This is a genomic window from Polaromonas sp. P4_F4 (genome assembly GCF_056401355.1).
This window is the reverse complement of record NZ_JBFUJO010000001.1, coordinates 501,141-514,443: the sequence shown is the minus strand read 5'-3', so window position 1 is coordinate 514,443 and position 13,303 is coordinate 501,141. Positions and strand designations below refer to the sequence as shown.

Here is a 13,303-nt window from a genome sequence, read left to right as displayed (position 1 = left end):
GCTCTCAGTCGAACGCGCCGCTGAGACTGCGGCGGCTGCGCAGTACCCCTTGCGTGCGAAGCGCCTCGATGCGTTCCTCTGTGAGCCCAAGTTCGCCCAGGACCGCACTGTTGCTCTCTCCTTGAAAGTAGGGCGCGCCCGGTGCCGGTAACTCGGAACGTCCGAAGCGCCAAGGCGGGCCAGGCATGCGCACCGTGCCGCCGTCGCGATCGTCGATATTGACGATCGCCCCCCAGTCCTTGGCCCACTCCGATTCAGCCAGATCCTGCGTGCTGCGCACGATGCCGATCGCAAGGCCCGCCTCACTCACTTGCGCCTGCAGCAGATCCAGATCGGTGAAAGTCAGGATCCACGCCTTGACCTCGGCCATCAGGCTCTCAAGGTTTGCCTTGCGCAGCGTCGCTGAAGCGAAACGCGGGTCTGTAAAGAGGTCGGTCCGGCGCATCATCGAGCAGTACTTGAGAAACATCGGTGAAGCCACCGGGCTCGAAGCGATGGTTAGCTTTCGCCCGTCTGGCAGCTCGAACAGAGGCGACTCATTTGCGCTCAATGCGTAGGGTTCGTCCTTGACATCCAGACCTGTCAGCAGGGCGCCGGCGCGCTCATTGACCGAGAGCATCGTGGCGGCCATGCACACATCCACGTACTGGCCTTCGCCAGTGCGCTCGCGATGCTGAAGAGCGGCCAGCACGGCGATGACGCCTTGCAGTCCGGTGTACACGTCTGCATGGCTGCAGGCGTCATTGCGCGGTTCGACCATCGCACCTTCGTAATGCTTCTGCAGAATGTCTGTGAGGCCGGTCTCAGCGTGGACCGTCGGTGCGAACGCCGGTCGATTGCGCCAAGGTCCCGTCTGTCCATAGCCGCTGATCGATACGTAGACGATTTTTGGATTGATTTTCACCACGTCGTCGTAGGAAAATCCGAAGCGTGCAAGCGTCCCCGGGCGAAAGTTCTCGACGATGACGTCGGCATCACGGCACATCCGCCCGACAATCTCGCGCGCCTCAGGCCAGTTGAGGTCCAGGCTGATGTTGCGTTTGCCGGCATTCTGCTGCGCGTAGTACATCGACATCGCGCCGACATGCGGTACGCCTGCGCGGCCCAGATCACCGGCGGGTGGCTCGATCTTGGTCACTTCGGCGCCCAGGTCGCGCAGTGTCTTGGTACAACTCGGTCCGGACAGCACGCGCGTGAAGTCGACCACGCGCAAGCCTTCGAGTGGGGCGGCGCTCATCTTAGTTCCCCTCGAAGACTGCGGAGCCCGGCCCTGTCGCGGCGAAGGCATCCAGGCCCCGCTTTTGGTCGCGGCTGTTCCACATCGACGTATTGGCTTCCTCCTGTCGAGCATCGGCTGCTGCGATGCCGCCGCGCGCCGCCAGATTCGCCACCGTCTTGATGCTGCGGAACGCCACCGTGGCACCCGCCGCCAGTTGTCGCGCCCACGAGAGCGACGCGGCGGCCAACTCGGCCTCCGCTGCGACGAGATTAATCACGCCCCAACGCTCCAGCGCACGCGCATCGTGGCGGCGCCCGAACATCGCCATCTCTTTGGCGCGGGCCACGCCGGCACGTTGCACCACACGTTGAACGCCGCCGAGCAGCGGCAACAGGCCGAGTGAGGCTTCCGCCATTCCGAAGGTCGCGGTGTCCGCTGCGACGATCATGTCGCACATCAACGCCAGTTCGAAGCCACCGCCAAGCGCGGCGCCATGGACCGCTGCGACGGTAGGCACAGGCACGTCTTCCAACAAGGCCCAAAGGCGAGCCAGCTCACTCTGGCTCCAGCGTTCAACAGGAAGCAGGTTGAGGTCGGCACCCGCGCAGAAGTGACGCATGGAACTGCGCAGCAGGATGGCGCGACAACCTTCGCCGACGGCTTGCTCGTACGCAGCCGCAAGCGCCTGCAGCATCGCGTTGTCAATCAGGTTGTGGGGTGGCTTTGCCAGGGTGACGACGCCGACGGCTCCATCCTTCTCATATGCAACTGGACTCATGATTTCTCCTTGTGTGAAGATAATGATAACGCTGTTAACTGAAAATGTTATCAGTGTTAACCCCAATGTTTGAAGCAGGCGCAGAGAGATGCCGCTGGTAAGATCGATCACGTTGAAAAACCGTATCGACCATGTCCATCAAGCTGCCCAGAACACCCCCACGAGCGACTCCCCGCGTTGGCTCCAAAAAGCCTCGTGCGCTGCCCCCGCAACTCAGCGAGCCCGCCTACGAGCGCGGCGGCCTGCGCAACGCGCTCGTCGAGGAAGGGCGCAAGATGTTCGAGGAAAACGGTGCGAGCGAATTGAGCCTGCGCGCGCTGGCACGACGACTCGGAGTGTCTGAAGCAGCGCCATCGCGCCACTTCAAGGGAAAGGAAGAATTGCTGGTTGCCATCGCGTCCAGCGGATTCAAGGAGTTGGCCGAGCAACGCGTGAAGATCTCGGCAATGAATCTTGACGCACTGGCCAAAGCCCGCGAAATGATGCTGAGCTACGTGCGCTACGCGGAGTTGCACGCCGGCTTGTTCGATCTGATGACGGGGCCGCGATTACTGCAGGAGTTTGTCCGAGGTGATGTCGAGGCAGTGAGCAACGTGTCCTACTCCTACTTTTCAGATTCGATCTTCGAACTGGCGATCGAGAGTGGTTGGTCGAAGAGCCAACTGCACTATCTCTCGCACGCGGCCTGGTCGATGGAGCACGGTGTTGCTGCGCTCATACTGGCAGGCCGCACGCCGCGAACGGATAGCGGCATTGAGAAGCAACGGATGATCGAACTCTCGATCGATCTCTTTCTATCCGCTGTGGTCGCAGGGCCTAAGGGGTTGAAGGGCCCTTCCAGATCACACGTTGCCTAAGCACAACGCGCTTCCAGTCCACGCCATGTCACCGCACCGTCGCCGGCAACGGGCTCAGCGCCGCGTCGATCACCTGCGTCGGACTCACGCTCGCCCGCCTCCCACGCCCGCAGTGCGCTTACGTCGATCATGTACGTATCGGCGAACCGGGTTTGCGAGAGGCCGGTGGACAGCCGCACGCGCAGGGCGAGGCTGTCGGCTTTCTTCTTCACTTGCGCAATACGGCCCACGCGTACTGCAGCGGGTAACCCCGAACACCAGCACCCCGTATATAAAGTGAGAGGTCGCCATTCCCGGCTGCTCTCAGCAAGTCAGTGGCGCTCAAACCGCAGGCGATGCTTGCGTGCTGAAGATTCAGGTGGCCGCCGCCCAAGAGGGCCGGGTGACCGTCATTGGTTTTCAGGATTTCTTGGTAACTCATTGCATCGGTAGTGGTCAGTGACATCAGGCGACGTGCTTCCAAAAGGCGCTGGCGCCATTGTGCGGCTTGAGGGCCAGCCACGATCTTGGCGATGGCAAGTTCGCGAGTACCGGTTGATATGACAATTTCCCGCTTGCTGAACACATGTCGCAGCTGAGCAGGGATAGCGATGCGTAGGATGTAGATGCCAGAAGGGCGGCGAAAAAGGTCTTGCATTTTGCACACTTTGCATGAGTGTGCTGTGTCAGGCGGGTAAATATGCTAATTCCCCAATGGAATCAACATCTTACAGAGACGTGGAGCGGGTGAAGGGAATCGAACCCTCGTATGAAGCTTGGGAAGCTGCCGTTCTGCCATTGAACTACACCCGCTTGAAGACGCATTATAGGGAGCCCGCTTTCCGGCGCCAATAAGCGTCGGGAAGTGCTGGCAGGCGGAGGTGGGGAAGAGGCTGCTCGCGCAGCGCCGCCAAGAGCGTGTGATGGACCTTGCCGGATTTGAGTTCCACACTGGTGCACAGCGCCTCGATCTGTGTTTGTGCGGCCACCCGGTCATTGCGCCCGCCAAAGATGGTTTGCGCATTTTTCAGCCATTCCAGCCAGTCGTCGACGGCCTGGGGGTCATGGCGGCTGCCGATGAACTCGGTTAGATAGCGCAGCTTCTTGGCCACGATGCGCAAGCGGTGCAGGCGCGCCGGGCTCAGGCGCGCAAGCCCGGGCAGCGCCCGCCGCAGCGTGTGGTCGAGTTGGTCGAGCCGGGCTGTGAGGTCGTCCGGTGAATGGGGGGCAGCATCGTCCGGTCGCGCCAAGCATCGGCCCAGTTGCAGCAGCAGGCGCTGGCTTTCGCGCCCCTGCAGGGCGGCCTGTGCCTGAAGGCGTGCGGTGTCACGCAGCAGTTCGGCGGCTTCCTGTAGTGTCTGGCGCAGTTCGGCATCGTGCAGGTGGCTGGCCAGTGGCGGCCAGATCTCCTCGATGAATACATCCCAATCACGTGCCGCACCCAGCCGCTGGCCCAGCGCGCGCAGGCTGCTTCTTAAAGGAGTCAACGCTTCATTGCGCCAGTGGGCCGCACGGGCCAGCGGACCGCAGGCCACACGCAGCCGCCGCACCGCGACGCGCACCTGGTGCAGGTATTCGCTGTTGTCGGGCTCGCCCAGAAAGCCTGCCTCGTTGGCCTGCCAGTGGGCGAGGCATTCTTCGATGGCCAGGCGCGCCACGGTCCGTGCGTCGGCATCGGGGGGCAGCCGCGGCATGTTTGCCTTGGCGGGCGGTGCCAGCGGCGTGCCTTGGGCCAGCCGGTTGCCGCGCTCGGCCTTGCTGCGGTTATCCAGCACCAGCGGGTGGCGCCCGGCCAGCAGCAGGGCCAGTGCGAACAGGTCGTCCACTGGGCCGTTGAGCAGTTCCATCTCCACTTCGCACAGGGGCTCACGGTGGTCACCGGCAAGAATTTCACCGTGGTCAATGGCCAGCTCGATCTCCGCGCCCGTGGCCCCGCGCAGCCGCCGGATCTCACGCTTGAAGAGGGTTCGGAATTGCGGACCCAGTTTATTTTTGAGCGGTTTGAGCACGCGCTCAAAAACCGTGCCTGCCAGCGGTGGCCATTCCAGGGCCGGGCCGGTCACTGCAAACTCGATTTCTTCGCGCTGGTGCAAGCCGGCCTGGCTTTTGTTGCTCCCCTTGACGGTCTGCAGCCAGCGCCTGCCGTCGCGGCGCAGGCGCAGGGCGATACCGGTACGCGCCAGGGCGCGCTGCGGTGTGTCGAAGTAGATGTTGTCGAGCTGCTTGCGGGTTGTGCGGACGGCCGCCAATAGCGGGTCGGCGCGCAGCGCATCGAGCGCAGACGGGGGCAGGCGAAGCTTGAGTTCGATTTCCATGGCGATTTCCGTGGCATCGGGCGGGGGCGACGGATGAATCCATGGTACTGCGCTACCTTGAGGATGACGAGGCCCCAAAGAAAAAGGCCCTTGCAAGGGCCTTGGCTGGAGGCGCAATCCGGGGATCAAGGCCGCAGGTAGGCCCAGCCTTCGCTTTGCTTTTTCATGATTTCGGTCACGCCGGCTGGTACGTAACTGATGCCGCCCAGCATGTCGTCTTTCGTAAGCTTCTGGCCGCGCATGGTGTTTTCGCAGGCCAGCACTTTGACATTGCCTTTCATCGCTTCGGTAATGCGTGCGCCTGTGGGAGATTCGAGCTTGAGCATGCCAATGCCGGGGCCGTAAGCAACGATTTCGATGTCGACATTGGCTGCGCCCACGTCGTCCTGCAGGTTTTTGGCGTTGTTGAGCGCCAGGTTCCATTTGGCCGGGTCGTTGTCGCTGACCTGGATCACGATTTTGTGGTGTTTTGTGCCTGCAGGCCCCGCGGATTGTGCGTGAGAAGCTATTAAGGACGGAGCAAAGGCTACCGTGGCGCCAGCTTGTACGAAGAGTCTGCGGTTCATTTTTGAATGTCTCCTGAAGGAAGACTTATTTCAACACAATTACCGTCTTTGTTGCTGCCGGCGCGCATCGCCCTTGCCTGCACGCATCAGACACCCCAAGGTGGCCGCTGATCAGCCCGATCAGGGCTGGAGCGATTCAAACGAGTTATCCGACTTGCCACGCGTTAGGGGGCGGCAGAAGATCAGGGATACGACGCAGGACTGACTGCAACGCTACAACCGCCACCGGCCCCATGAATCACGGGGCCGATTTCTGTCGGTTGAGTGCCGCGTGCAGCAATTCCCTGAACTCAGCTGATGAGTGGTTCAGGAAACCGGGGGCTTCACCGAAGCGGGATTATTCAACTTGAACCACAGCTGCGGCTGTGGCTGCGGCCGCGGGTGTATGTGTACGTCCATGAATAACATGATCAGGTGACTTTATCAACTTCCGGGCAAATGTCACCACCTGCCACACGACCAGGGCTCCGATCACGGTGAGCAAGGTGCCGCTGATGGGGCGGTTGACGAATACGTTGAAGCTACCCCGGCTCAGAAGCATGGCGCGGCGGAAATTTTCCTCCAGCATGGGGCCCAGAATGAAGCCCAGCAGAAGTGGCGCGGCCTCCATATCCAGGCGCAAAAACAGATAGCCAACCAGGCCAAAAACGGCTGTGATAAAGATGTCATCCAGGCTGTTGTTGATGCTGTAAGTACCGATGCAGCAGAAAAAGAGAATCGCCGGAAACAGTACGGTGTAGGGAATCTTGAATATCGAAAGCCAGTAGCGCACCAGGGGCACGTTGAGGACGACCAGGAAGCAATTGCCCACCCACATGCTGGCCACCAGACCCCAGAACAAATCGGGGTGGCTGGCGATCATGTTGGGGCCGGGCTGGATGCCCTTGACGACGAAGGCGGCCATCATCAGGGCCATGACTGCGTTTTCGGGGATGCCAATGGCCATGAGCGGGATGAAGCTGGTACGTGCCGCCGCCTCGTCGGCAGCCGCTTGTCCGGCCACGCCCTCGATGCATCCGGTGCCGATCTCGTGCTTGTATTTGCTGAATTTCTTGTCAGCTGCATAGGCTGCGAACTGGGCGATCGTGGGGCCGCCGCCGGGCAGGATGCCGAGGATCGAGCCAATCACGCTGCCGCGCAAGGCACTGGGAATGATGCGCTTGAACTCGGGCCAGGTTGGCATGAGCTTGATCTTGCCGTTGAACGGGGTGAGCACGTTTTTGTTGTCGAGATTTTTCACGACCTCGGCAATGCCGAAGCACCCCAGGGCGATACTGATCAGGCCAATCCCGTCCATCAGAAACGGCAGGTTCATCGTATAGCGTGCCACACCGCTGTTCACGTCGGTACCGACCATCCCAAGCAGCACGCCGATCATGGCCATGGCCAGGCCGTTGAGCAAGCTGCCGCTGCTGACAAAGCTCACACAGAAAAAACCCAGCAGCATGAGGGCACAGTAGTCGGCCGGTCCAAACAGGAAGCCCACCTCCCCCAGTGCTGGCGCCATCGTCGACAGGACCACAATGGCCACGGTGCCGCCAATGAAGCTGGAAATGCCCGCGGTAAAGAGTGCAAGGCCTGTTTTACCCTTGAGGGTCATCTGATAGCCATCGATGCAGGCGACGATGCTGCTCGCGTGCGGAATCTTCATGGTGATGGCGCTCACGCTATCGCCGTATTGCGCCCCGTAATAAATCCCGGCCAGCATGATGAGCGCGCCACCGGTGGGAATGGAATAGGTCAAGGGCAGCAACAAGCTGATGGTGGACAAAGGGCCCAGTCCAGGCAGCAGTCCGATGAGCGTGCCCACCGTGCAGCCAAGAGCGCAATAAAGGAGGTTCTGCAGCGTCAGTGCCTGATCGAAACCAAGCGAGAGGTTGTGAAGGAGTTCCATATCAGTAGAGCGGCAGGCTAAGGCCGAGCAGGTATTTAAAGGCAAAGGCCACGGCGATCAGGCCGGCGGAGATCTTGATATTGCGGACCACGGAATACGAGGTACCGGCCAAGGTGGAGCAAAACACCAAAAATACGATGGCCAGAATCATGTTGATGTACAGGGATATCACCGCAAATCCGACAAGGCTCAGCAAAATGAGGGCGATGTTTTTGACGCTGTAGTCCAGGGGGACGGGATCGACGAAGTGCGAACGCACCACCGAGAGCAGGCCGATCACAAAAAGACAGGAGCTCACCATCAGGGGAAACAGGCCGGGCCCGGACCTGCTTAATTCGCCCATCGTGTAATTCAGCGATACCAGGCCAAAGAGCAGGGCAACCGCCATGAGGCACAGGCCTCTGACGAAATTTCGGTTATTGATGTTCATATCAAGCGACTCCGGGGCTGCGCCGGGTGGGGCGTTGTCATTAACTGGGGATGCGTCATCCAGGTCTCCTTGTGGTTTGTCCCGTGCTGTCCGGTCATGCAACTGCGCAGCCGGCGAGGCGTTTGGGTTGGAGGGGGATGTTAGGGAGCGAGGCTTCCAATCGGCTTTCGTTTTGCGCGCCACACCTCAAAATACGTGTTATCACTAACGGGCAGCGACGGTGCTGCAAGCCGCCATCCTGCAGCCCGCCATGGCTTGGCGGGCAGGTTTGCGATTGCTGCGTGCAGGTGCTGTGTGGTACCGGGCGGCACCCGTGAGGCAGGCCTCAGTGGTCCAGCCGCGAGCGCTCAGCTCTGGCGGTTGGATGCCAGTGGCAGGCGCAGGATGGCACGCAAGCCGGTGGTGCTTGAGGCTGTGCCCGCGCTATTGGCAGGGATGGCAGGGATGGCAGGGAGGGCAGGGAGGGCAGGAAGGTCTGCAAGCTCGATATCGCCGCCGTTACGCCTGGCATAAGCGCGTGCGATGGCCAGGCCCAGTCCGGCCCCGCGCGGGCCTTTGTCAGGGCCCGGGCCGGCTTGGTGGAAGCGTTCGAAGACCTCTACCCGCCGCGTCCTGGCAATGCCTGGGCCGTCGTCGCGAACTTCGGCCAGAGCCATGTCATCCTGGGTGCTCACCATCACGGTAATGTGTCCGCCTGGTGGCGTGTACACAATCGCGTTGTGCACCAGGTTGGCAAGCGCCTCGTGCAACTCGGGGCTCCTGGCCAGCACCGGAACCGCGGGCGCCGCCGCAGGCAGCCCGGCTGGAGAAAATGCATGATCCAGGACGTCCTCGGCCGGCATTGGCGTGGCCGGCAGTTCTTCCCGGGCGTCCACCCAGCCCAGATCCTGATTTTTCTCGTGGGCCAGTGTCAGGTACTGCAGCACGACGTCTCTTGCAATGGCGTTGAGGTCCACAATACCCGGCGCGTCGGTGGGCGGTGTGTAGTCACTCGCATGGGCCAGCGACAGCAGCTGCTCACACAGGCGCCTGCTGCGCGAGATTTGGGTGACGATGGCTCGCAAGGTCTCGTGAAGCTGTGCGGGATCTTTTTCGCGCAGCGCGACGCCTGCCTGGGTCAGCATGATGGCCAGCGGCGTGCGCAACTGGTGCGATGCATCGGCCAGAAACTGTGACTGCTGGTCCAGCAAGTCCCGGTAGCTGGCAATGTGCTGGTTGACGGCATCGACCAGCGGCGCCACTTCATGGGGAACACTGCTGGTGTCCAGCGGCTTGAGATCATTGCCCTTGCTGTGCAGCACAGACTTGCGGAGCCGCTCCAGCGGCTGCAGAGACCAGATCACTCCCAGCCAGACCAGCAGAATCACCACCAGCACCATTCGCGCATCGCGTATCAGCTCCTGCCGCAGAGACGCCGCTTGCGCCTGATCCCGCGGCCCGGTGCTTTCCGCCGCCTGAATCAGCAAGTCAAAGGGCTGGCCACGCCCGTCAACGACCTGGCTTTGGAGTGCCACCACACGGACCGGGTAGCTCCGGTAGTAACTGTCGTACCAGACTGTGGATGAGGACCCGGCAGGGGAGGAGTCAGGCGGCGCAGGCAGGTCTGCTTCGCCCAGCAAAGTCAGTTTGCGCAGGGGCGCTGCCGTGTCGACCTGTGCAGTCCCACGGGGTGTCAGACCAACGTGCAGGTGCTTGTGCAGTGGACTGGTGGCGTCGAACATCGTTTGCACCACAGACGGTGCATTCAACCGGAGCGAGCCGTCCTGCGCAAGTGACAGGCTGCTTCGCAGGGCGGTCACTGCCTCGAACATGGGCTGGTCGTAGGCGTCCTGTACCAGGTTTCTCAATGCACGGTAGTCGTTCCAGCTGTCAAGGGCCAGCAGGCCCAGGATTCCCGGGAGCAGCAGCGTCAGCAGGCGCGCGCGAATACCGAATCGGTCGGGGTCAGTCCGCAGCGTCTTCATGCACGGTGCTTTCCAGCATATAGCCAAGGCCGCGCACGGTGACAATGCGCACGTCGCCACCGGCCAGCTTGCGGCGCAGCCGGTGAAGTACCAGTTCGATGGCATCCGGACCCGCGTTGCTGTCTGTCGGAAAGACCTTGCCCGAGAGCTGTGACTTCTCTACCGGCGAACCGCTGCGTGCCAGCAATACCGACAGGGCCGCGCTCTCGCGTGGTGTGAGCTGAAGCAGCGAGCCGGCCAGGGTGAAGGCCCGGCTGTCATGGGCGCATGACAACGAGCCGCACTGCAGCGGCGTATGGGAGCGCCCCCGGCTGCGCCGAACCAGCGCAGCGAGGCGGGCTTCCAGTTCTTCGATCGCGAAGGGCTTGGTCAGAAAGTCGTCTGCCCCGACGTTCAGGCCTTTCACCCGGTCCTGCAGCGAGCCCTGTGCGGTCAGCACCAGCACGGGTGTGCGATTGCCGGCTTTGCGCATGTCTGCCAGCAGGGCCAGCCCGTGTTTGTCGGGCAGTCGCAGGTCGAGCACCACAGCGTCATAGTCGTTACCGGCCAGCAGCGACTCGGCTGTGGCGGCATCCGGCGCATGATCCGGCACGAAGCCGGTCTGCTTGAATGCACGCACCAGCCAGGACGCCATCTCGGCTTCGTCTTCAATAAGCAGCAGACGCATGTCAGTGCAGGTTTGCGGGGAACTCAGCGCAGAATATCCCCAAGGCACAGGTACTTCATTTCCACATACTCTTCCATGCCGTGGCTGGAGCCCTCGCGGCCCAGGCCCGACTGCTTCACGCCGCCGAAAGGCACGTGTTCGGAGGCGATCACACCCACGTTGATGCCGACCATGCCGTACTCCAGCGCTTCGGCCACACGGTAGATGCGGCCGATGTCGCGGCTGTAGAAATAGCTGGCCAGGCCAAATTCGGTGTTGTTGGCCGCGTCAATGGCTTCCTGCTCGGTCTTGAAGCGGAACACCGGTGCAAACGGCCCAAAGGTTTCTTCCCGGGCGCACAGCATGTCGGCGGTGGCTTCCGAAATCACCGTCGGTTCGAAAAACTGGCCTTCCAGCTTGTGGCCGCCCACCTGCAGCTTGCCGCCCTTGGCTATCGCGTCGGCCACATGGCGTTGCACCTTGTCTACGGCAGAGTCCTCAATCAGCGGGCCCTGAACCACACCGTCTTCAAAGCCGTTGCCGACTTTGAGGGTTTTGACTTTGGCAGAGAATTTTTCAACAAACTGGTCATACACGCCATCCTGCACATAGATGCGGTTGGCGCAGACGCAGGTCTGGCCGGCGTTGCGGTACTTGCTGGCAATGGCGCCTTCGACAGCCGAGTCCACGTCGGCATCGTCAAACACGATGAAGGGCGCGTTGCCGCCCAGTTCGAGGGAGAGTTTTTTGACGGACGGGGCGCTTTGGGCCATCAGGATGCGGCCGACTTCGGTGGAGCCGGTGAAGCTGATGTGACGCACCACATCGCTGGCGCAGAACACCTTGCCGACGGCAATTGAATTGGCGCTGTCGGCAGTCAGCACGTTGAGCACACCCGCCGGAATGCCGGCGCGCACGGCCAGCTCGGCAGCCGCCAGTGCGGTCAGCGGCGTGAGTTCGGCGGGTTTGATGACCACCGGGCAGCCTGCGGCCAGGGCCGGGGCGACTTTGCGCGTGATCATGGCCAGCGGAAAGTTCCAGGGTGTGATGGCGGCGCACACGCCGATGGGCTGCTTGATGACCATCAGGCGGCGGTTGTTGTCAAACTGGGGCAGGGTTTCGCCGTTGACGCGCTTGGCTTCTTCGGCAAACCACTCGACAAAGCTCGCACCATAGGCTACTTCGCCTTTGGCCTCGGCAAAAGGCTTGCCCTGCTCGGCCGTCATGATGCGACCCAGGTCTTCCTGGTTGGCCATCAGCAGCTGGTACCACTTCAGCAAAATGGCGTGGCGCTCCTTGCCGGTTTTGCTGCGCCAGGCGGGCCAGGCAGCGTTGGCTGCGGCAATGGCGGCCTCGGCGTCTTTTGGCCCCAGGTTCGCCACGTCGGCGAGTTTTCGCCCGTTGGACGGGTCGCTGACGTCGAAACGCGAGGTGCCTGCCACCCATTGGCCGTTGATCAGTGCGTCGGTCTTGAAGAGGCTCGGGTCTTTGAGAAGGGAGATGGGAGAGGTTTTCATGTCCATGGGTAAATTCCTGCAAAAAGGGGCGGGTGATGGGACGATTTTGACTGTTTTCAGGTCGGGTTGTTTTCAGGGGCTTTTCGACGGCCCAGGGGTGTTTTGTTCTTCCCAATTCACAATCCGTGCGACCTTGCGATCGAGCACCATGTTGCGCACTAGTGCCAGATCACCTGGGTACTCTACGCCGCAGACCTGCGTTCGCTGTTGGTGGGGGAAAAGTTTGAGAAATGCCTCTTTCTGTGCCTTGCCATTTGCCCTGCCGCAGCGAGAAGTAAGCCTGCACGGAGAGTCGTCTCAGCTCCGGCGTCCGCGCAGCCATTCCAGCAGCACGAGCAAGGTGGTGGTAAACAAAATAAGCAGGGTGGCCACGGCCGCGATCGTGGGCGAGATATTTTCCCGGATGCCGGTGAACATTTGCCTGGGCAGGGTTGCCTGTTCGGCGCCGGCCAGAAAAAGTGTGACGACCACTTCATCAAACGAGGTGGCAAACGCGAACAGCGCACCCGAGATGACACCGGGCGCAATGACCGGCAAGGTGATCCTGAAAAATGTATTGACCGGCGTCTCACCCAGGCTCAGTGAGGCGCGCACCAGGTTATGGTTGAAGCCCGACAGGGTCGCCAGCACCGTGGTCAAGACAAAAGGGGCTCCCAGCGCGGCGTGTACGGCGATCAGTCCGATGTAGCTGTCTGTGAGTCCGAGCGGTGCAAAGTACAGGTAGGTCGCGACGCCCACCACCACAATCGGAACCACCATGGGCGCGATGAGAATGCCCATGAGCAGGCTTTTAAAGCGGAAGTTGGTTCTGGACAGACCCACGGCGGCCAGCGTGCCCAGCGCAGTGGCAATCACGGTTGCCGCGGGTGCCACGATGAAACTGTTTTTGGCGGCCCTTACCCACTCCGGTGACTCCAACAGGTTGCGATACCACTTCAATGACCAGCCCGGTATGGGGTAAGTCAAAAAAGAGCTGTCGGAAAATGACAGCGGCACCATGACCAGCACGGGTGCCAGCAGGAAGGCGAGTGTGGCAACGCAGGCGGCGCGCAGCAGCCACCAGCCGGCCTTGTCCGGCAAGGTGGCATAGCGCGGGAACACGGGCCCTTTGATTTTGAACATGATGTATTGACGCCTG

13 protein-coding genes and 1 tRNA gene are annotated in these 13,303 nt (G+C 61.5%); 1 reads left to right on the top strand and 13 read right to left on the bottom strand.

Annotated elements, in window-relative coordinates; all coding sequences use genetic code 11:
- Nucleotides 1-4: 4 nt before the first annotated feature.
- Both AC1DUR_RS02420 and AC1DUR_RS02415 read right to left on the bottom strand, forming a co-directional pair.
- The gene (locus AC1DUR_RS02420; protein ID WP_477717190.1) at nt 5-1,237 is read right to left on the bottom strand and encodes a CaiB/BaiF CoA transferase family protein; all 1,233 of its coding nucleotides are present in this window, start codon (nt 1,235-1,237) and stop codon (nt 5-7) included.
- 1 nt (nt 1,238) lies between these two features.
- Complete coding sequence (locus AC1DUR_RS02415; protein WP_477717189.1) at nt 1,239-2,108, bottom strand: enoyl-CoA hydratase/isomerase family protein; 870 nt, start codon at nt 2,106-2,108, stop codon at nt 1,239-1,241.
- A 20-nt stretch (nt 2,109-2,128) separates the two neighbouring features.
- On the opposite strand from AC1DUR_RS02415, the gene AC1DUR_RS02410 reads away from it, so the two are divergent.
- A complete protein-coding gene (locus tag AC1DUR_RS02410; RefSeq protein ID WP_477717188.1) occupies nt 2,129-2,854 on the top strand; it encodes a TetR/AcrR family transcriptional regulator in 726 nt (241 codons plus the stop codon).
- Here AC1DUR_RS02410 and AC1DUR_RS02405 read toward each other — a convergent pair.
- The 11 genes from AC1DUR_RS02405 to AC1DUR_RS02355 all read right to left on the bottom strand — a co-directional run bounded on the left by AC1DUR_RS02405 (nt 2,851) and on the right by AC1DUR_RS02355 (nt 13,287).
- The gene (locus AC1DUR_RS02405; protein WP_477721093.1) at nt 2,851-3,066 is read right to left on the bottom strand and encodes a helix-turn-helix domain-containing protein; all 216 of its coding nucleotides are present in this window, start codon (nt 3,064-3,066) and stop codon (nt 2,851-2,853) included. The genes AC1DUR_RS02410 and AC1DUR_RS02405 overlap by 4 nt on opposite strands.
- Complete coding sequence (locus AC1DUR_RS02400; protein ID WP_477717187.1) at nt 3,063-3,491, bottom strand: DUF6538 domain-containing protein; 429 nt, start codon at nt 3,489-3,491, stop codon at nt 3,063-3,065. Before AC1DUR_RS02400 ends, AC1DUR_RS02405 begins: the two co-directional genes overlap by 4 nt.
- 81 nt (nt 3,492-3,572) lie before the next feature.
- A tRNA-Gly gene (locus tag AC1DUR_RS02395) sits at nt 3,573-3,646 on the bottom strand.
- An 11-nt stretch (nt 3,647-3,657) separates the two neighbouring features.
- Complete coding sequence (locus tag AC1DUR_RS02390; RefSeq protein ID WP_477717186.1) at nt 3,658-5,148, bottom strand: CYTH and CHAD domain-containing protein; 1,491 nt, start codon at nt 5,146-5,148, stop codon at nt 3,658-3,660.
- A 125-nt stretch (nt 5,149-5,273) separates the two neighbouring features.
- Complete coding sequence (locus tag AC1DUR_RS02385; protein WP_477717185.1) at nt 5,274-5,714, bottom strand: DsrE family protein; 441 nt, start codon at nt 5,712-5,714, stop codon at nt 5,274-5,276.
- Between the two features lie 337 nt (nt 5,715-6,051).
- Entirely contained in the window at nt 6,052-7,608 is a 1,557-nt protein-coding gene (locus AC1DUR_RS02380; RefSeq protein ID WP_477717184.1) for a tripartite tricarboxylate transporter permease, read from the bottom strand.
- Nucleotide 7,609: 1 nt separating this feature from the next.
- A complete protein-coding gene (locus AC1DUR_RS02375; RefSeq protein ID WP_477717183.1) occupies nt 7,610-8,038 on the bottom strand; it encodes a tripartite tricarboxylate transporter TctB family protein in 429 nt (142 codons plus the stop codon).
- Between the two features lie 347 nt (nt 8,039-8,385).
- Complete coding sequence (locus AC1DUR_RS02370; RefSeq protein ID WP_477717182.1) at nt 8,386-10,002, bottom strand: sensor histidine kinase; 1,617 nt, start codon at nt 10,000-10,002, stop codon at nt 8,386-8,388.
- Complete coding sequence (locus AC1DUR_RS02365; RefSeq protein ID WP_477717181.1) at nt 9,983-10,669, bottom strand: response regulator; 687 nt, start codon at nt 10,667-10,669, stop codon at nt 9,983-9,985. The genes AC1DUR_RS02370 and AC1DUR_RS02365 overlap by 20 nt, the downstream gene beginning before the upstream one ends.
- 23 nt (nt 10,670-10,692) lie before the next feature.
- Complete coding sequence (locus tag AC1DUR_RS02360; RefSeq protein ID WP_477717180.1) at nt 10,693-12,171, bottom strand: NAD-dependent succinate-semialdehyde dehydrogenase; 1,479 nt, start codon at nt 12,169-12,171, stop codon at nt 10,693-10,695.
- Nucleotides 12,172-12,462: 291 nt separating this feature from the next.
- On the bottom strand, nt 12,463-13,287 hold the full coding sequence (locus AC1DUR_RS02355; RefSeq protein ID WP_477717179.1) for an ABC transporter permease: 825 nt from the start codon (nt 13,285-13,287) through the stop codon (nt 12,463-12,465).
- Between the last annotated feature and the right edge of the window lie 16 nt (nt 13,288-13,303).